The 17,097-nt window shown below is 54.4% G+C and carries 15 protein-coding genes and 1 tRNA gene; 11 read left to right on the top strand and 5 right to left on the bottom strand.

Annotated features, from left to right (window positions below; all coding sequences use genetic code 11):
* Position 1 precedes the first annotated feature (1 nt).
* Genes ABIE02_RS12140 through ABIE02_RS12105 form a run of 8 tightly spaced genes read left to right on the top strand, consistent with a single transcriptional unit; the run spans position 2 to position 8,990 of the window.
* Positions 2 to 559, top strand: a complete 558-nt coding sequence (locus tag ABIE02_RS12140) for a polysaccharide biosynthesis/export family protein (RefSeq protein WP_032616118.1) — start codon at positions 2 to 4, stop codon at positions 557 to 559.
* A gap of 2 nt (positions 560 to 561) precedes the next feature.
* Positions 562 to 2,679 carry a GumC family protein gene (locus ABIE02_RS12135; RefSeq protein WP_032616120.1) on the top strand — a complete coding sequence of 706 codons (2,118 nt, stop codon included), beginning with the start codon at positions 562 to 564 and terminating at the stop codon, positions 2,677 to 2,679.
* Entirely contained in the window at positions 2,676 to 3,887 is a 1,212-nt protein-coding gene (locus tag ABIE02_RS12130) for a lipopolysaccharide biosynthesis protein (protein WP_059308917.1), read from the top strand. Before ABIE02_RS12135 ends, ABIE02_RS12130 begins: the two co-directional genes overlap by 4 nt.
* Positions 3,884 to 5,260, top strand: a complete 1,377-nt coding sequence (locus ABIE02_RS12125) for a hypothetical protein (RefSeq protein ID WP_032616125.1) — start codon at positions 3,884 to 3,886, stop codon at positions 5,258 to 5,260. Before ABIE02_RS12130 ends, ABIE02_RS12125 begins: the two co-directional genes overlap by 4 nt.
* Complete coding sequence (locus ABIE02_RS12120; protein WP_098946280.1) at positions 5,257 to 6,255, top strand: glycosyltransferase; 999 nt, start codon at positions 5,257 to 5,259, stop codon at positions 6,253 to 6,255. Before ABIE02_RS12125 ends, ABIE02_RS12120 begins: the two co-directional genes overlap by 4 nt.
* Complete coding sequence (locus ABIE02_RS12115; protein ID WP_059308916.1) at positions 6,255 to 7,466, top strand: glycosyltransferase family 4 protein; 1,212 nt, start codon at positions 6,255 to 6,257, stop codon at positions 7,464 to 7,466. Before ABIE02_RS12120 ends, ABIE02_RS12115 begins: the two co-directional genes overlap by 1 nt.
* Before the next feature lies 1 nt (position 7,467).
* Complete coding sequence (locus ABIE02_RS12110) at positions 7,468 to 8,580, top strand: glycosyltransferase family 4 protein (RefSeq protein ID WP_032616132.1); 1,113 nt, start codon at positions 7,468 to 7,470, stop codon at positions 8,578 to 8,580.
* 2 nt (positions 8,581 to 8,582) lie between these two features.
* Positions 8,583 to 8,990, top strand: coding sequence for a hypothetical protein (locus tag ABIE02_RS12105; protein WP_077226960.1), 408 nt, complete (start codon positions 8,583 to 8,585; stop codon positions 8,988 to 8,990).
* A 43-nt stretch (positions 8,991 to 9,033) separates the two neighbouring features.
* Here ABIE02_RS12105 and galE read toward each other — a convergent pair whose 3' ends face one another.
* Positions 9,034 to 10,050 (bottom strand): UDP-glucose 4-epimerase GalE, encoded by a 1,017-nt coding sequence (galE, locus tag ABIE02_RS12100; protein ID WP_032616137.1) that lies wholly within the window; start codon positions 10,048 to 10,050, stop codon positions 9,034 to 9,036.
* 73 nt (positions 10,051 to 10,123) lie between these two features.
* Positions 10,124 to 11,098, bottom strand: a complete 975-nt coding sequence (locus ABIE02_RS12095; protein WP_243428328.1) for a glucosamine inositolphosphorylceramide transferase family protein — start codon at positions 11,096 to 11,098, stop codon at positions 10,124 to 10,126.
* 382 nt (positions 11,099 to 11,480) lie between these two features.
* On the opposite strand from ABIE02_RS12095, the gene ABIE02_RS12090 reads away from it, so the two are divergent.
* The gene (locus tag ABIE02_RS12090) at positions 11,481 to 12,905 is read left to right on the top strand and encodes a DUF4832 domain-containing protein (protein ID WP_336995153.1); all 1,425 of its coding nucleotides are present in this window, start codon (positions 11,481 to 11,483) and stop codon (positions 12,903 to 12,905) included.
* Between the two features lie 566 nt (positions 12,906 to 13,471).
* On the opposite strand, the gene ABIE02_RS12085 is transcribed toward ABIE02_RS12090, so the two are convergent.
* Both ABIE02_RS12085 and ABIE02_RS12080 read right to left on the bottom strand, forming a co-directional pair.
* Positions 13,472 to 14,143 carry a hypothetical protein gene (locus ABIE02_RS12085; protein WP_336995152.1) on the bottom strand — a complete coding sequence of 224 codons (672 nt, stop codon included), beginning with the start codon at positions 14,141 to 14,143 and terminating at the stop codon, positions 13,472 to 13,474.
* Positions 14,144 to 14,799: 656 nt separating this feature from the next.
* Positions 14,800 to 14,875 (bottom strand) — tRNA-Phe (locus ABIE02_RS12080).
* Between the two features lie 172 nt (positions 14,876 to 15,047).
* On the opposite strand from ABIE02_RS12080, the gene ABIE02_RS12075 reads away from it, so the two are divergent.
* Together ABIE02_RS12075 and ABIE02_RS12070 are read left to right on the top strand one after the other, a co-directional pair.
* Positions 15,048 to 15,890, top strand: a complete 843-nt coding sequence (locus ABIE02_RS12075) for an AraC family transcriptional regulator (protein WP_336994955.1) — start codon at positions 15,048 to 15,050, stop codon at positions 15,888 to 15,890.
* Between the two features lie 36 nt (positions 15,891 to 15,926).
* Positions 15,927 to 16,517: a LysE family translocator gene (locus ABIE02_RS12070; RefSeq protein ID WP_032616143.1), complete on the top strand. Its 591-nt coding sequence runs from the start codon at positions 15,927 to 15,929 to the stop codon at positions 16,515 to 16,517.
* On the opposite strand, the gene ABIE02_RS12065 is transcribed toward ABIE02_RS12070, so the two are convergent.
* A complete protein-coding gene (locus tag ABIE02_RS12065; RefSeq protein WP_032616144.1) occupies positions 16,514 to 17,089 on the bottom strand; it encodes a transcriptional regulator in 576 nt (191 codons plus the stop codon). The two genes, ABIE02_RS12070 and ABIE02_RS12065, sit on opposite strands and share 4 nt — an antisense overlap.
* Between the last annotated feature and the right edge of the window lie 8 nt (positions 17,090 to 17,097).

Genomic DNA, 17,097 nt, shown 5'->3' with positions numbered 1-17,097 from the left:
AATGAAAATAATGAAACTGTGCGCATTTTTACTCCTCAGCATTGTTTTCGCCGGCTGCAAATCAACGCAGCCGACGCTAATGGACAATAGCGTGGTTGATACAGCAAATTATTTACTCGGGGCCGGTGATACCGTCAACATTAACGTTGCCGGTCAACCTGACCTGACCATGAAAGTAGTACTTGATAATAGTGGGGCTATTAATTACCCCTATATTGGCAAGCTGGAATTAAAGGGCAAAACCGCCAGTCAGGTCGATGCAGAGATTACGCAACGCCTGCAAAAAGGGTTTGTGCTCAATCCCATGGTGACGGTGAATATTGCTGAATTCCGCAAATTCTATATCTCTGGTGAGATCGAGAATCCTAATGGTTATGCCTATGAACCGGGGCTGACCGTGGAAAAAGCGATTGCGTTAGGCGGGGGATATACCGACCGTGCAGACCGCAGCGATCTCAGTATTCGACAATCATCCACTGGCGAGTTACTCGAAAATGTTGATGTGACTCACTCCGTGCTCCCCGGTGATCTCGTAATTATTGGCATAGGGTTCTTCTGACCATGAAACTATCAATAGTGGAAAATGGCAAAAAACGAGAAAGCGCTATCGATATCTCCAGATTTGCCAGTGAAATTAAAAAGAACTCCTGGAAAATCCTTCTCTCCGGCATCATTGCCGGGGCGATTGCCTGGCCACTAATGAGTTTAATGCCGTCAAAATATGTCTCTACTGCCACGGTTCTGCTCAAAGCCCAGCCCGATAATGTGACCCCTTTCCAGAAGGTAGAGGGGTACGACTCAACCCGTAACGGTTATTACGAAACCCAAAACGCGCTGATGCAGTCGCGCGTTGTGCTGGAGCAGGCGGTTCGCACCATGAAGCTGGACCAAAATCCAGCGTTCAACGGTAACGACGACGGCGCAGCGGGGAAAGAGAACGAGCAGCAGCGGATCGAAAATGCGCTGAAGACGCTGAACAAAAACCTCACCATTAACAGCGTGCGTACCACCCATCTGGCCACCGTCTCGTATGAGTCAACCTCGCCGCAGCTGTCGGCAGACATAGCTAACGGGGTGGCCGAATCCTTTATCAGTTACAGCTTAGGGCTGAAGCAAGAGAAAACGCGGCAGGCCAGCGAAGATACCCAGCACAAGCTGGCGTTGCTCAAGGAGCAGATGATCCAGCAAAAAACGGCGCTGGATAACTATCTGGCAAAAGCGGGGTTACTGACCTTCCGTGGCGTTGACGGTTTTGAAACCGAACAGATGGGTATTGTCACTAACCGGCTGGCAAATGCTACCGAACGCCGGGTAGCTGCGGAATCTCTCTATAACGAAGTGCGTTCCGGTAGCGGAAATGTCATCTCGCTGCCGTCGATTTCAAATCATGCCCAGATCCAGGATTTACGCATTGCGTTGATCCAGGCAAACAGCGAGCTTTCTCAACTGGAGAAAACGTACGGGCCACAGCACGACAAAGTGATCCAGGCGCGGGCGCGTATCAGCGCAATCCAGGCGCAAACGGCGATGACGCTGCGAGAACAGCAGGCCGGATTACGTCAGAACTATGAAGCGGCGCTGGCGGATGAAAAAAATTACCAGAAGCAGCTGGATGAACAGAGAGCGAACTTCCAGAGGCTGTCGATGAAGCGTGATGGCTACAACGAGCTGAAGCTGGCGCTGGATAAAACGGAAGAGATGTACAAGGTGATCTACCAGCGTACGCAGGAGCTGACGCTGCCGGGCACCTATACCGATGCCGATGCGGAGATCTACGATCCGGCTGTGCCCGCCGCGCGTCCAGTGAAGCCGAACAAACCGCTGCTGATGCTGATGATCGTGCTGCTGGTGATGCTCTTCTACGTGATGTACATCATGGTGAAAGCCGCGACGGATCGGTCAGTGAATACCCTCAGCCAGATGCAGAAACGGCTTAACCTCATGCCGCTGGGTGAAATCCGCCGTTTCAAAGGCGTGGGAGGCCGGGGCAAAATCCGCGACCTGATGACCAGCGATCCGCTGAATGCCGACATCATTCATAGCATACGCACGCAGATCATGCTGAACAGCCATCCGTTGCAGGTCATCGCCGTGACGTCGGCGGAAGCGGGCGAGGGGCGGTCACTGCTGGCGAACCTGCTGGCGAACTCCTTTAGCTTCGATCAGAAAACCCTGCTTATCGATATGGACTTCTTCAACAACGACGGACTGTCGGGCGAGCTGGCCTCCCCGAAAGCACCGGGCGTGGCAGAAGTGCTACGCGGTGAGGGCGACACTGACACGGTCCTGGTGAAGGTTAACGATAAGCTCGACTTCCTGCCGCGCGGTAATACCCCGGTCTCCGCGCTGCTGCTGCTGTCGCCTGAACGCCTGAAACCGCTGCTCGATACGCTGCGTAGCCGTTATCAGCGCATCATCATTGATGCGGCCGCGGTTAACCAGAGTCAGGAGGTGCAGCTGGTGAGCCAGGTGACGGACGGGCTGCTCTTCGTTCTGAAAGCGGGCCAGAACCGTGCCGACACCCTCGCACAAGCCGTTGATAAAGTGGCCAGCGATCGCTGCGTGGTCATTGGCGGAGTGCTGAATCAGGTGGTGGATAAAAATCTGGAGAGCAAAGAGGGGCTGCGTTCACTTAATTACCATACCCATGAACTGATGAATAACACAGGCCGGGCATGAGTTTACTCAGGAGCGCCTCCACGATCGCGGGCTCATCAGTTATTTCACAACTGATTGGCGCCCTGTCGATCTGGCTCATTTCGCATAAGTACGATCTTGGCGAAGTGGGGCTTTACGCGCTCAACTACAGTATCGCCCTGATCGGGGCACAGGTGTGTACCTTTGCCTCGCAGCTGTTGATTCCCCGGCAGCAGGATGACGAGCTGGCGCAGAACGTGGTGTTTTGTCTTCTGCAAAGCCTGACGATTGCTGTTCCCTATGCCGTGCTGACGGGCTGGTTGTTTCATCAGAATATGCTGTTTCTTTATCTGCTTACGCTCTCGAATACCTGGGTGCTGGTGGCAGAAAACCTGTCGCTACGCACAGCAAACTTCCGTTTTCTGGTGGTGCAGCGCATTTCCGTCTCGGTCGTGGTGGTGGTGTCGGTCCTGCTCACCCGCGAGGTGATGGCGTTTTACTGGATGTGGGCGATCCTGATGATGGCGCTGACCAGCGCCTGCATTCTGCGGGCCTTTGATATTCGCTCCATCACCCTGCATCACCTGCGGCTCTCCAGTAATCTGGCGTTTCTGAAAAAAAATATTCATCACGTCACGAAGGTGGGCAGTGCCGAAGTGCTGGCGATGGCGAACAACAATCTGCCGATTATGCTGATCAACTTCTGGTTCTCGGCCTTAACGGCGGGTTACTTTTCGGTGGTCAGCCGCTTCTGTCTGGCCCCGGTGGTGATTGTCGGCAATGCGGTGCGCAATACTATCTTCTCGAAATGGTCGATTGATTTCAGAAACAACGTCTTCAATTACGAAGAGTACACAAAGGTCCGTCTGCTGCTGCTGGTGCTGGGGGTGATCTGCACGCTGGGCGTGTTTATCTTCTACCCGATTGTGATGAATCTGGGTTTCAGCGAGGAGTGGATCGCCTCCGTGCCAACCTCGCGCTACATGCTGCCGTACCTGTTCCCGGCGCTGGCGGTCTGTCCGCTGACGGTCATAGAGCTGATCTTCGGCTCGCACCGCTATTTCCTGCGGATCCAGCTTGAGCAACTGGCGATCGTGGTGATCGCTTTTGTCGTTGTGCCCTATTTTTACAATGACTACGCGACATCCATCATCTTATTTTCGATTCTGACGTTTATCCGCTACGCCTTTATCTACCTGAAGGTGAACAAGCGCGCCGACATTCTGAAAAACGGGTCAGTGACATCATGAATCTTAATACCGGACATTATTTACAAAGCCTCGCGCTGCTGACCCTGATCTTCTGCGGGCTGGTGCAGTATTTCACGGGGGAGCTGGCGGTGCTGTGGCTGCCCTTTGTCATGACGCTGATCATGGCCGGTTTTCTGGTGCTGCAGAGCCGCGATGAACCCGTGCGGATGGATGCCCAGGAGACGATTATCCTGACGCTGTATGGCGCCTTTATCGTGCTGTCCGGTATTTCGACCCTCTTCCAGGGCGGGGCGCTGATTACCCTTATCGGATTCAAGAATGAGATTGGTCTGTCGCTGGTGATGCTCTGCCTGCTGCTGGGATTCTGTCGGGAATCGCAGATCTATCAGGTGACCCGGGCGCTGTACTGGGTCTTTTACATTCAGTTCCCGGTGGCGATTTACCAGCTGATTTTTGTCCTGCCGGAGCGCGTAGCGCTGCGCGGCGAGGCGGAAAAATGGGACTCCGTGGTGGGGACCTTTGGCGGCGATCCTATGGGTGGCGGCAATACAGCCGCCATGGGGCTGTTTTGTCTGCTGATCATGCTGCTGAAAGTCTCGGAATATAAGCATGGGCTGACCAGCTTCAAATCCATGGCGCTGCATATCGTGCTGGGGTTTGTGATGTGCATCATTGGCGAAGTCAAATTCGTGATCCTGCTGTCGCCCCTGCTGCTGGGCTGGGTGTGGCTGACTCCCTCCTGGGTCAAAGAGGCGAGTAAAGTTAACCTAGCCGTGCTGCTCTCTATTCTGCTCGGCATGGCGCTGCTGATCGTGCTGGCGGTCGTCGCGCTGGCCTATACTTACACCTCGGCCTATGGCGTGGACACGGCGGAGAACCCCTTTGTGGTCTTCCTCGACTCCATGAGCTACATCTTCGATCCCGATTTTATTACGCCTGGCGGGGAGGTAGGACGATTTACCTCTCTGCTGTTCTGGGCACAGCATAACGATCTGTCCGGGCTACCGGGAACGCTGTTCGGCTACGGTCTGAACGCCACCAATAGCGGCAGCTCCGTCTCTCCGGGCTTCCTGCATCAATACTACAACCTGTATCTCGATAGTACGTCCCTGAGTATGTTGTTATGGGAAGTGGGCATTGTGGGGACGTTGCTGTTTGTGGGCTTGTTTATCTACATCCTGAAGGCGGTCCGGCCTCAGCCGCTGCTGTCGGTTGAGCAGCTTGATAAGCCGGACGTGCAGCTGCTGAGCTTTGCCCCGGCGTTTAACGTCTTCGCCATCGCCTGTCTGCTCAGCCTGCCCTACAGCCAGATACTGATGATTACGCCGATGTTGCAGTTGTTGTTTTACATGTCGTTAGGTTCCAGTTTGATTATTCGCCGGACCGTACGCCGTTATACGGGGCTTTATTGATGTACAAACCGTTTATTACCGTAAGTATCAAAACCTTTAACGAAGCCGAATGTATTGAGAAAACCATCGACAGTATTCGCCGCCAGATCGGTGAGTATCCGCATAAGATTATTGTGGCCGACAGTCTCTCAACGGATAACACCCAGCAACTGGCCAGCGATAAAGGGGTGATGGTGGTGTCGTTAACCGAGCCGACAGACCGCTGCTGCGGTGTTGGACATCAGCTGGGCTACCTTCACAGCGAAGGGGAGTTCATCCTGCTGATGGATGGCGATATGGAGCTGGAGCCAGGTTTTATCGATCATGCGGTGACGTTTCTGCAGAACAACCCAACGTACGCTGGCGTGGCCGGTACGGTGGAGATGGACGACGCCTCAAACTACGAATTCACCTCCCGCAAGCAGCGCATTAATAAAATCTACCCGCTGGGCGACAGCGACCATCTGGGTGGCGGCGGTCTGTACCGTCTGTCGGCCATCGCCGATATCGGCTATCTGACCAACCGCAGCCTGCACGCCTATGAAGAGGCGGAGTTAGGCATTCGTCTGCTGGCCGCGGGCTATAAACTGCATCGCCTGAACGTGCCCTATTTCCGGCATACCTCTTATACGATGCCGACCTTCAGAATGCTGCGCTATCGCTGGAAGAGCGGCTTCCATCAGGCACCCGGCGAGCTGCTGCGCAGTGCATGGGGTAAACCCTGGTTCCGCGATGCGCTGATGATGGTGAAAAACGAAGTGATCTTTGCGAGTTACATCCTCATCGTGGTGATTGCGTTTTTCACCTTCGACGTCAGCCTGATTGATATTGCGCTGTTGCCGCTGCTGGCCTTTATCCTGCTAAAAACCATTCGCAACCGCTCGTTAAAAAACGGCTTGAACAGCGTGATTAACCTCGCCGTGCTCTCTGCCGGGCTGATAAAAGGCCTTTTCCGCCCGCAGCGCGATCCCCGGATCCCGCCGGACAATAAAGTTATTCATGAACAGGTAGAGTAATGAAAGTCTTACTGGTGAATAAGTTCTTCTTTATTAAGGGAGGAGCGGAGACGGTCTATTTTCAGGAACGCAACATGCTGAAAGAGGCCGGTGTGGAGGTGATCGATTTCTCCATGCAGCATGAGAAGAACTTCCCCTCGGCGTATGCCGACCACTTCGTCAGCAATGTTGATTACCACAACGGGGGAGGCCTGCTGGCGGGGGCGAAGACCGCTATTAACTTTATTCACAACCGGGAGGCCTGTAAAAAAATGCGGGCGCTGATGGAGCAGACGCGCCCGGAGATCGTCCATTTCCACAATATCTATCACCAGCTGACGCCGGCCCTGATCAAGGTCGCCCGGGATTTCGGCTGCAAAACCGTCCTGACCGCCCACGACTATAAGATTATGTGCCCATCGTACTCGATGCTGCGCGACGGCAAAGTGTGCGATGCGTGCGTCACGGGCAGCGTGTTTAATGCGTTTCGCTATCGCTGCCAGGAAGGCTCGGCGGCGAAGAGCCTGCTGCTGTCGCTGGAGGCGACCTGGCAGTACATCGCGCAGAATTATCAGGCGCTGGATGTGATTGTCTCGCCGAGCGAGTTTCTGCGTAACGAGCTGAAACGCTCGCTGCCGGACTCCCGCATCGATGTGATTGTGAACGGTATCGACGATAGCCACACCCCGGAAGCCGGCACGGATCAGGGTTATCTGCTGTACGTCGGGCGACTGAGCCGGGAGAAAGGGGTCCCGACCCTGGCCCGGGCGCATCAGTTAATGCGCAATAACATCCCCTTAAAAATTGTCGGCCACGGGCCGCTGTATGACGAGATGGTGGTGGACTATCCCAACGCAGAGTTCCTCGGCTATGTGCAACAAGGCCCGGCGCTGGATGCGTTGATCCAAAATGCCCGGGCCGTGGTGCTGCCGTCAGAGTGTTATGAAAACTGCTCCATGGCGGTGCTGGAGGCGATGTCCTTCGCCCGGGCAGTGGTGGGAGCACGCATTGGCGGGATCCCGGAGCAGATACGTCACGGTGTGGAAGGATTGCTGTTTGAACCTGGCAACGCTCAGGATCTGGCCGATGCGCTGGACGTGATGGCGGAAAACCCGGCGCAGGCCCATGAGATGGGGCTGAAAGGCCGGGTACGGCTGTGCCAGAAATACTCACTGCGCAAGCACATGGACACGTTGCTGTCGCTCTATCGCGAGCTGCTCGCCAGGCCATAATATGCCAAAAAAAATCACAGTATTGGGTACGCGCGGGATCCCCGATGTGTTAGGCGGCGTTGAAACCCATTGTCAGAATTTGTACCCGGCTATCCGGCAGCAATATGACGTGGAGATTTGCGTGATTGCCCGGTCACCTTATGTGCCTTATCGCCGCTCGAGCTATAAAAATGTCGAGACGCTGGCGATCTGGGCACCCAAAAAACGCAGTTTCGAAGCCATCGTGCATTCTGTTATTGCTGCGTTGAGGACATTTGTTGACCGATCCGATATTGTGCATGTTCACGCCATCGGACCTGGCCTGGTGGTGCCGTTGTTACGCCTGATGGGCAAACGTGTGGTCTTTACCCACCATGGGCCGGACTACGAGCGCCAGAAGTGGGGCCAGATGGCGAAAAAAATCCTGATGCTCGGCGAGAAAATGGCGGTGAAGTATGCCCACGAAGTGATTGTGATTTCTGAGGTGATCAACCAGCTGATCCAGCAGAAATATCATCGCTACGACGCGCATCTGGTCTATAACGGTGTTAACGTGCCGGAGCCACTGGCTGACGAGACGATCGACAGGATCCTCGGACGTTATGAGTTACAGCCCAGGCGCTACATCGTGATGGTCGGGCGATTCGTGGAAGAGAAGGGGATGCATGATGCCATCGCCGCTTACCAGCAATCGGGCCTGACCCTGCCGCTGGTGTTGGTCGGGGATGCGGATCATGACACGGAGTACAGCATCCACCTGAAGCAGCTGGCGTTTAAGACGCCGGGCGTTGTCATGACCGGCTTTTTAAAAGGTGAGGCGCTGCAGGTCGTTTTTTCGCAGGCCTCGCTGTTTGTGATGCCCTCTTACCATGAGGGATTGCCCATTGCGCTGCTGGAGGCGATGTCATTCTCCCTCCCGGTGGTGGTAAGCGATATTTTGCCGAACCTTGAGGTCGGCTTACCGGCTGAGACCAGTTTTAAGCTGGGTAATGTCGCTGATTTGGCCGATAAAATGACCCGTTGGGCGAACGCGCCCCGGATTGATTACGGCGATTTTTTACAGCGTTACAACTGGGATGAAATCGCCAGAAAAACCGTGTCCATTTACCATAGATTAGATAAAACAATAGGTTAAATTTGACCAGTAACACCAGACACCCGATTGTTATCGATCGTTTTTATGAAGTTCTTGATAAGGACGTGAGTGCCCAACTGACCCCGGAGCAAAAAGAGGAGATCGAGAACGCGATTGTCTCGATTACCCTGGCAACGCGGCACCGGATCGACATCCGTAAAAGTTTTCCTTTCTTCGGCAAACGCCTCTATATGGTGTTCTTACTGGGGCGGGATCTGCGCGCCCGCTCGCGCCCGGAGTCGAAGCTGTCGCGGATCGTGGTGACCTTTCTTATCCTGTTCGCCACGCTGTTCTTGCTGTGTTGCGTGCTGCTGACGCTGTATATGATCAAATCCGCGCTGGGAATAGACATCTTCCAGCACTTTCACGTCGGGATTTGGGACTGGTGGCTCAACCTGAAATACCAGTAGCTAACGGGTGCCGGATGCGGGCTCCTGTTTGCCTTGCCCTGTCTCAGGCGCTGTAGCCGCCGGGATTGTTCTTCTGCCAGTTCCAGGCATCCCGCATCATCTCCTCCAGATTGCGCGTGGCCTGCCATCCCAGATGCTGACGTGCGAGCGAAGAATCTGACCAGCACTCTGCCACGTCGCCGGAACGTCTGCCGACCACCCGGTAATTGATTTTGGTCTGGGCAGCTTTTTCAAAGGCCTTAATCAGATCAATCACCGAATAGCCCACCCCGGTCCCGAGATTGATGGCCTTAAACGCCTCGCCATCGGCTTTATGATCCAGTGCGGCCAGGTGACCATGGGCGAGATCCATCACGTGAATATAGTCGCGCACGCCGGTGCCGTCCGGCGTCGGATAATCATCCCCAAAGACGGTCAGGCATGGCAGCTTGCCGATAGCCACCTGAGAGATATAGGGCACAAGATTATTCGGGATACCGTTCGGATCTTCTCCCAGACGCCCGGAAGGGTGTGCGCCAACGGGATTAAAATAGCGCAGGCAGGTGATCCTGAAGTGCGGCTCGGCAACGGAGTAATCCCGTAAAATATGCTCCACCATCAGCTTCGACGTTCCATACGGGTTGGTGGTGCCGCCGGTTCGCGACTGTTCGCTTAAAGGAACCGATTCGGGATTGCCGTACACCGTGGCCGATGAGCTGAAAATAAGACTGTGTACGCCCGCACGCTGCATTTCATCCAACAGCACCATGGTCCCGACGACATTATTTTCATAATAGGCGAGGGGACGTGCAATGGAATCTGAGACGGATTTAAGTCCAGCGAAATGGATAACGTCGGTAATGTTATGTTGCCTGAAAAGCGTTTTTAACGCATCGCGATCCAGAATATCCGCGATACAGACCACCGGCTTTTTACCCGTTAATTCTGCGACCCGGATTAATGACTCCTGCGAGGCATTGGAAAGGTTATCGATGACGACCACCTCTTCGCCTCTCTCCAGTAATGTTAACACCGTATGTGAACCAATATAGCCTGCGCCACCCGTGACCAGAATTGCCATAATAAATCCCCCAAAAAGCCAGCAACTGCCGGCACAAAAATGTGCCGGAACAGAGATGCGCTTTTGCAGTGTTTTATTTTGTCGCTCTGGTTAGCGTAGTGCGACTTTCCTGTATTGTCACTTTGTTAAACAGCCGTTTACGGTGGCTAACCATAATTTTGTACGCCAGCTTTTTAAGCGTAGAGAGCAGGCTAAATGTCAGGTGCTTGGTATCATAGACAATATAGTTGTCGGTAAAGTTTAACGTGTGAATACCATCGCTGTTATTAATCGACGCGCTTATTTTCCCTACCAGTTTCTCTTCATAGTTATGCGGGGTTAAGCTGGTCAATTCTTTAATAAAAATGGATTTCCCATACACATCAGGATTGGACTCCTGAGTGAAAATGTAGGTTTTGTTGTTGATTGAGTAAGGCTTTCCGGCCCCGCGGAAATGCACGTTGCAAACATCCAGGTTTGGGGAGATCCGCTTCCAGTCGCCCAGAATGCCCTCTGAAGTATGAATAACCAGCTCGTTATCTATGGTGGTTGAGACCAGGTAACTGACGCCATTCAACTCAAAGACCACGTTATCCGTGACGGCCATGTCGGAGACCAGCACTTTGACCTTTTCCCAGCGCGCGGGGAAATCGACGGACTGGAACAGAATCACCTCTTTGCGTTCTGACGACTCGGGGATCATGAACAGTTTACCGTCGAGCTGGAACAGGAAGGGGAAAGAGAGATGACATTTTAAATCATCAAATCCTTCCAGCTTCAGGTCCTCGATCTCTTCGAGTGCGTTATTGAGGATACGGCAGCGCAGCACCCCCTTCGAGTTAAGAAAGGAAAACGCTTCATAAAAAACATACAGCCGATCGTCTTTATCAATAATAAAAGGATCGGCCTGGAAGATATATTTTTTATGAAGCTGCTGTGCTTTACTATTTGTGAGGATATCCAGCGTATTATCCGGGAAAACGTGCTGGCCATTGCTGTTAATGACCATGATGTCCCAGGACTCATGGAAAAACAGCTTTTTGATTATCCTGTTATTTTTATTAAACATTTTACCATGCTTCTCATTAGGAAATATTAATCATTCCAGAAATGAGCGGCTGTCCAGGTGTTCAGAGGCATCACAAGATAATCCAGACATTCACTATTTCCAGAGCATTTACATTACTTTGCAAAGAGTCTGTATCAGCATTAAAATTTACTTCAGGTACGGGCTATGGTCAGGGCGCAGGGATGTTGTCATAAAAACTGTATAATTAGCGCGTTAGAAGGGATTATTCCTGCGTATAACAACCCTATGTCCAATCCTTATATAAGGAAATAATAGAAATGGGTGAGTTCGGGATATATCGCATGAAATACAATGAAGTCATCTTCTGCGCGGGCTTGGCAGCTGCGACGTTATTACAGGGCGTGGGTGTAAGGGGTATTTAATGCGCTTAGGGGAGCTGCGATACAAAAAAAATCGACTGCTGCTGCTGGTCGCCGGGGCGCTCGCGTTCTCGCCGGTATGGGCGAAGGCGGAAAGTACGCAACCGCTGCAAAGGGTGAATCCTCCGGCCATGAGCGGGCTGTTGACCAACCCGGGCACTGGCGTGGCCCGTTTTCATAATCAGGACTTAAGCATCGCGCAATACCCGACGACGGGCCTTGAGTATCGTCGCTATTACTGGACCGAAGTGGAACCGCAGGAAGGGCAATACAACTTTGCGCTGGTGGATGAAGGGTTTGCCGCTGCGGCTGCGCAGCAGCCAGCAATGAATGTCGGACTGCGGTTTATGATCCTCGATGGGCCAGAGTCGGGTTCCGAGATCCCGCAATGGCTGATCAATAAAGGGATCAAAGGCACCTGGACGCCGGATCATAAGACCTTTGTACCGGATCTGGATGATCCCACCTATCTGGCCTACGCACAGCGTCTTCTCCAGGCGTTTGGCGCGCGTTACAACAACAACCCGGAGCTGGCTTTCATCGACATCGGCATGGTCGGCGCGTGGGGAGAGTGGCATAACAGCAATTTCCCGAGCCTGCCGCCGTTGCAGGAACGCTATCCCCCTGAACTGCTCAACCGCTATGTCGATATGCACTTCAGTGCCTTCCCTGACACCCCCAAAATTATGCTGCTCAACGGCTATGATTCCGTGGCCTATGCGGTGAAGAGAGGGGCGGGCTGGCGTGCTGACTGCTGGGGCGACTGGCGCAACTTTAGCCCCAGCTGGAGCCATATGCGCAATGATTACCCGGAGCGCCTCACGGCGGCAGAGACGGCCTGGCCGGGGTTCGACCAGGCATGGAAAAAAGCCCCCGTCAGCCTGGAGATTTGCGGCCACATGGCGGAGTGGCTGAGCGAGCAGAAGTATTCCCGGGAAGAGGTGCAGGCCACCTTTGACTGGGCCCTGGCGCAGCATGCCAGCACCCTGAACCTGAAATCCACCGAGGTGCCGCAGGCGTATCGCGATATCCTCGACAACGCGCTGACAAAAATCGGTTACCGTTTCCGGGTCGTGTCGCTGACCCATCCGCCGAGCGTCCATGCGGGGCAGGCTGTTACGCTCAACAGCGAATGGTCCAACGATGGGGTGGCGCCCATTTATCTGCGCTATACCCTCGCCTGGCGTTTACAGGACGCGCGCGGGAATACCGTCGCACAGGGCAGCGCCGGGGATGATATCCGCCAGTGGCTACCGGGCAAGCATAGCTCGGCATACCCGCTTGCAACCCCACGTAACCTGGCGTCAGGGCACTATCTGCTGGACGTGGCGATGGTGGACAGAAATAACAAGGCGCGTATCCAGCTGGCTAACGAGGGGAAGCTGAGCGATGGCTGGTATCGGCTGTCGTCGGTGATGATTAATTGAAGGGCAGGCTGACCCGGCTGGTGTCTTTACATCCTGGTGCGGTGGCGCGGTTCTGATAAAAAGCCCCCGCAGGAGGGGGGCTATGCTCAGTAATAATAGATATAAGGTTTACGAGGAAGAGGGAACAGCACACCATCGGGATCGGCTCCCTTCATGATCCGCGCAATAGCCGCGGACTCCTTTGCCCGACGCGGCCGGGTTATAAACATACGTGTCCGGGCGGAAGAGCAATGACGGGCATTCCAGTCAGGCCAGCATCCCGCGGTGCGATTGCGGTGGTGCATCATCTTGCCTTCAAAACCGGGGTAGCCAACGTGGCAATGGGGTTTTGGCTTCCCGTTCCGTTCACGATCTTTTCTTGTGTTAAATACAGACATTTCAGATACCTGGTTATGGATAGTTACCTCATATGTCCTCCTTACGTGTTTCTTCGTCGTGTGCGTCTCTTCTGGATACCTGCGGCGCTGATGCCCACACATTCAGCAAGAGCTATTGCACGGTGTCTTATCGTAACCGCCGGATGTTTGGGCTGCCGTTACCCGTAGCCAGAAGGGGGCCTTGCAGGCTTATTCTTTCATTTTCAGGGATGTGTAGACAGGGTGGCCTGAATAACAGACATGTGCCGGCACGTCAGACATCCAGTGACGTTCTCCGCGAGCATGAAAGTCTGCAATGGCAGTTTCAATCACAGCCCGGTTTAACCTGTCAGCGTCAACGACCATCTGCAAACCCACCCCGAAAGCATATCCCGGCAAGATGCGGTAACCGCAGTAAATGGCTGGCGGATTATCCCGCGCGATTTCCAGCGCCCGTTTATCGACGAAATCATGAAAAGTTAAGCCGTCAAACTGTGGGTAGTGTCTTTGGGGTTTACGCAGCCATGTCTTGCCCTGGCTACTGGCGTCAGGAATGAAATCCACTTGCATTAAGTCATCTTTTTCAGCGGCATCTAACTTCGACAGGGCCTCATTGAAAGCGATGTCTTCTACGGCATCGGCAAAAGCCACATTGGCTGTGACGATCTCTGCGTTCCAGAAAAGAGCGGGATCGTGACTGAGAAAGAGAATATCGCTCCAGGTCCAGTGGCCGCTGACGAGTGCGACATCCTGGTCGCATTCGTCAAAGAAGATGCCGCCCAGCCTGTCACGTTCACGATAGATAAGATTTTTGACTCGTAAGGCTTTAGCCCGACGCTTTCGACGCGAAAGAGACGTGAATGGAAGTTGTTTATGGCCCATGAGGATCTCTGCGAATGTTCGCTGGGAGAAATCCAGCCTGTCAGGCTACCCGAAAGGGTTTAACGTTGGAAGCTTTTGATGGGGGGAAGAGGGGGGGTAGTGCGATGGAGAGTCCTGAACCCCAGAAAGCAAAAAACCAGCCTTAAGGCTGGTTTTTCTGAATAGTGGTGCCCGGGCTCGGACTAACGCCGGAGGCGTTGAACAGCGCGCTTGTCGCGCTGGCCCCGAAGGGGTGAGCCGCTGGCGGCGAATAATCGAACGTAGTTCGATGGAGAGTCCGGAACTCCAGAAAGCAAAAAACCAGCCCTAAGGCTGGTTTTTCTGAATAGTGGTGCCCGGACCCGGACTAACGCCGCAGGCGTTGAACAGCGCGCTTGTCGCGCTGGCCCCGAAGGGGTGAGCCGCTGGCGGCGAATAATCGAACGTAGTTCGATGGAGAGTCCGGAACTCCAGAAAGCAAAAAACCAGCCCTAAGGCTGGTTTTTCTAAATAGTGGTGCCCGGACTCGGACTAACGCCGGAGGCGTTGAACAGCGCGCTTGCCGCGCTGGTCCCGAAGGGGTGAGCCGCTGGCGGCGAATAATCGAACGTAGTTCGATGGAGAGTCCGGTTCTCCAAAAGCAAAAACCCGCCTTTTGGGCGGGTTCTTTAGAATAGTGGTGCCCGGACTCGGAATCGAACCAAGGACACGGGGATTTTCAATCCCCTGCTCTACCGACTGAGCTATCCGGGCAACGGGGCGCATTAAACCGCAATCACGTACGGGCGTCAACCTTATTTCTGGAAAAGCTGTTCAACTGCTTAAGTTTGCGGCAATCTGTCGGTTTGCGCGTCGATTTTGCACAAATCTTCCAGACATAAAGGTGAACCGGGGCAATGCTGACAGCGAAAAAGGGGGCGCGACAGTGAACGACTGGCTTGAGCTGCGACAGCATGCGGATACAGGAATTGAAACCATCAAGGCGCACTTTGAAGGGCACGCCTACGATCCGCACTGGCACGACAGCTATCTGGTGGGGATCACCCTCAGCGGCATCCAGCAATTCCATTGCCGCCGTAAGCGCTATCTTAGCCATCCGGGGGATGCGTTCCTGCTTGAGCCGGGTGAGATCCATGACGGTGACGCACCCGTCGCGGGCGGTTTCACCTATGTGACGTTCTACCTCGACGAGCGCTGGCTCCTCAACACTCTGCATGGCCTTTATGAGGCCACACCCGGCAGTTATTCTCTGCATTTCTCGCAAATCCTGACCCGCGAGCCGCAGCTGGCGCACACCATCGGCAACACCTTTGCGGCCCTGCACAATGACGAGATGAAGATCGTGCAGCAGAGCACGATGGATAATCTGCTGGCGCAGCTCACGTCCCATAGCCACTGGCGTAAAAAATTACCGTCACAGTTGCAGAGCGCAGCGGTGGCGCATCGGGCGCGGGACTATCTCTATGCCCATCTGGGCGACAATATCGGCCTGTCCGATCTGGCCCGGGAGACCGGCACCGATCGCTTCACGCTCACCCGCTGCTTTAAGCGAGAGTTCCACCTGGCGCCGCATGCCTGGCTCATTCAACTGCGTCTGGCCAAAGCGCGGCAGTTTCTGGCGCGTGGGGATCAGCCCGTCGATGTGGCGGCGGCGCTGGGGTTTGCCGATCAAAGTCATCTGGGCCGCTGGTTCCAGCGGGCTTACCGTATCACGCCTGCCCACTACCGTCGGTTGTGCACAAACCTTCCAGACGTTTCCAGAAAATAGCGGCACTGTCAGGACTCTTATAATAAGGAGTCACCTGTGAATCTAATGCCGTTTCTGTTATTTGCTTTTGTCGCCTCGATAACGCCCGGGCCAACCAATATCCTTGTACTGACCAACAGCCAGCATTTCGGGGTGAGGGCAACCCTGCCGGCGCTATTGAGTGCCTGCGTGGCAGCCAGTGCCATTGTGCTGATTTCCGGGGCCGGAGCGGGTGAGATGCTGCATCAGTATCCGCTGGTGCGTCAGGTGATGAGCTGGGCCGGGGTACTGTGGTTAAGCTGGATGAGCTGGCAGCTCTTTTGTGCGCCAGCGGCAAACGTCTCCCGCGACACGCATACCCGCTTCACCGCGCGGGCGGCGGCGTTACTGCAGGTCATTAACCCTAAAACCTGGATGATGGCGCTGGCGGTGGTCAGCCTGTTTGCCCCAGCGGGAGAGGGGGCGTTGCGGGATATCGCGCTGATGGCGCTCTGGTTTCTGCTGATCTCCGTGGCCTGTCTGCTGTGCTGGGCATGGCTGGGACAGGCGGTAAACAAAGTGTTTCGGACCGCTGCGGCGATGGTGCGTTTTCAGCGCCTGATGGCGCTGTGTCTGTTCATCTCTGCCTGGGCGGGAATGCTGGCTTAAGTCAGCGCTCCACCTTTGCGACACTGCGCAAAGTGCAGAATATCTTCCGCCAGCCGCTGGGCGGTATCGACATCGGCCTGGCTGCGGTTCACCAGCATCCGGCTGAGGCAGCCTTCAATAATCAGATCCATCTGCTTTGCCACCATCGCCGGATCGTCCACTTCCAGCGTGGTCAGCAGTTCATGCGTAAAGTCATGCGAGGCGCGTTTTTGCTGGTCGGCAAGCTGGTGGATCGGGTGGCCCGGATCCGGGTAAAAGGTACAGGCGGCAATAAACAGGCAGCCCGGATAGCGATGGTTACGCACGCATTCGGTCAGCGCAGAGTAGCGCGCCAGTAATTTTTGCTCTGCCGAAAGCTCGGTATTGAGCATCAACTGTCTGCGCCAGGTATCCACCTGCTGGCTGAGATAACGCAGGGAATCGTACAGTAGCGCCTCTTTATCGGGCCAGAAACGACGTAGTTCATCCAGAGGATAATTAATACGTTCGGCAACCATTTCCAGCGAGGTGCTGGCTATCCCTTGAATTTCAAGTAATTGCAGGGTTGCACCCAGAACATCTTCACGTTGCACGGTTTTCT

Origin of the sequence: Leclercia sp. 1548, from assembly GCF_050435045.1 — a bacterium.
GTDB classification, from domain to species: Bacteria; Pseudomonadota; Gammaproteobacteria; order Enterobacterales; family Enterobacteriaceae; genus Enterobacter; species Enterobacter adecarboxylatus.
The sequence above is the reverse complement of the archived record's forward strand: the minus strand, read 5'-3'. Positions and strand labels throughout refer to the sequence as shown.

Coding starts and splice junctions, on each gene's coding strand:
- ABIE02_RS12135 (WP_032616120.1), top strand. CDS start 562: ATGAAACTATCAATAGTGGAAAATGGCAAAAAACGAGAAAGCGCTATC.
- ABIE02_RS12140 (WP_032616118.1), top strand. CDS start 2: ATGAAAATAATGAAACTGTGCGCATTTTTACTCCTCAGCATTGTTTTC.
- ABIE02_RS12095 (WP_243428328.1), bottom strand. CDS start 11,098: ATGTTTAATAAAAATAACAGGATAATCAAAAAGCTGTTTTTCCATGAG.
- ABIE02_RS12090 (WP_336995153.1), top strand. CDS start 11,481: ATGCGCTTAGGGGAGCTGCGATACAAAAAAAATCGACTGCTGCTGCTG.
- ABIE02_RS12115 (WP_059308916.1), top strand. CDS start 6,255: ATGAAAGTCTTACTGGTGAATAAGTTCTTCTTTATTAAGGGAGGAGCG.
- ABIE02_RS12110 (WP_032616132.1), top strand. CDS start 7,468: ATGCCAAAAAAAATCACAGTATTGGGTACGCGCGGGATCCCCGATGTG.
- ABIE02_RS12085 (WP_336995152.1), bottom strand. CDS start 14,143: ATGGGCCATAAACAACTTCCATTCACGTCTCTTTCGCGTCGAAAGCGT.
- ABIE02_RS12130 (WP_059308917.1), top strand. CDS start 2,676: ATGAGTTTACTCAGGAGCGCCTCCACGATCGCGGGCTCATCAGTTATT.
- ABIE02_RS12125 (WP_032616125.1), top strand. CDS start 3,884: ATGAATCTTAATACCGGACATTATTTACAAAGCCTCGCGCTGCTGACC.
- galE (WP_032616137.1), bottom strand. CDS start 10,050: ATGGCAATTCTGGTCACGGGTGGCGCAGGCTATATTGGTTCACATACG.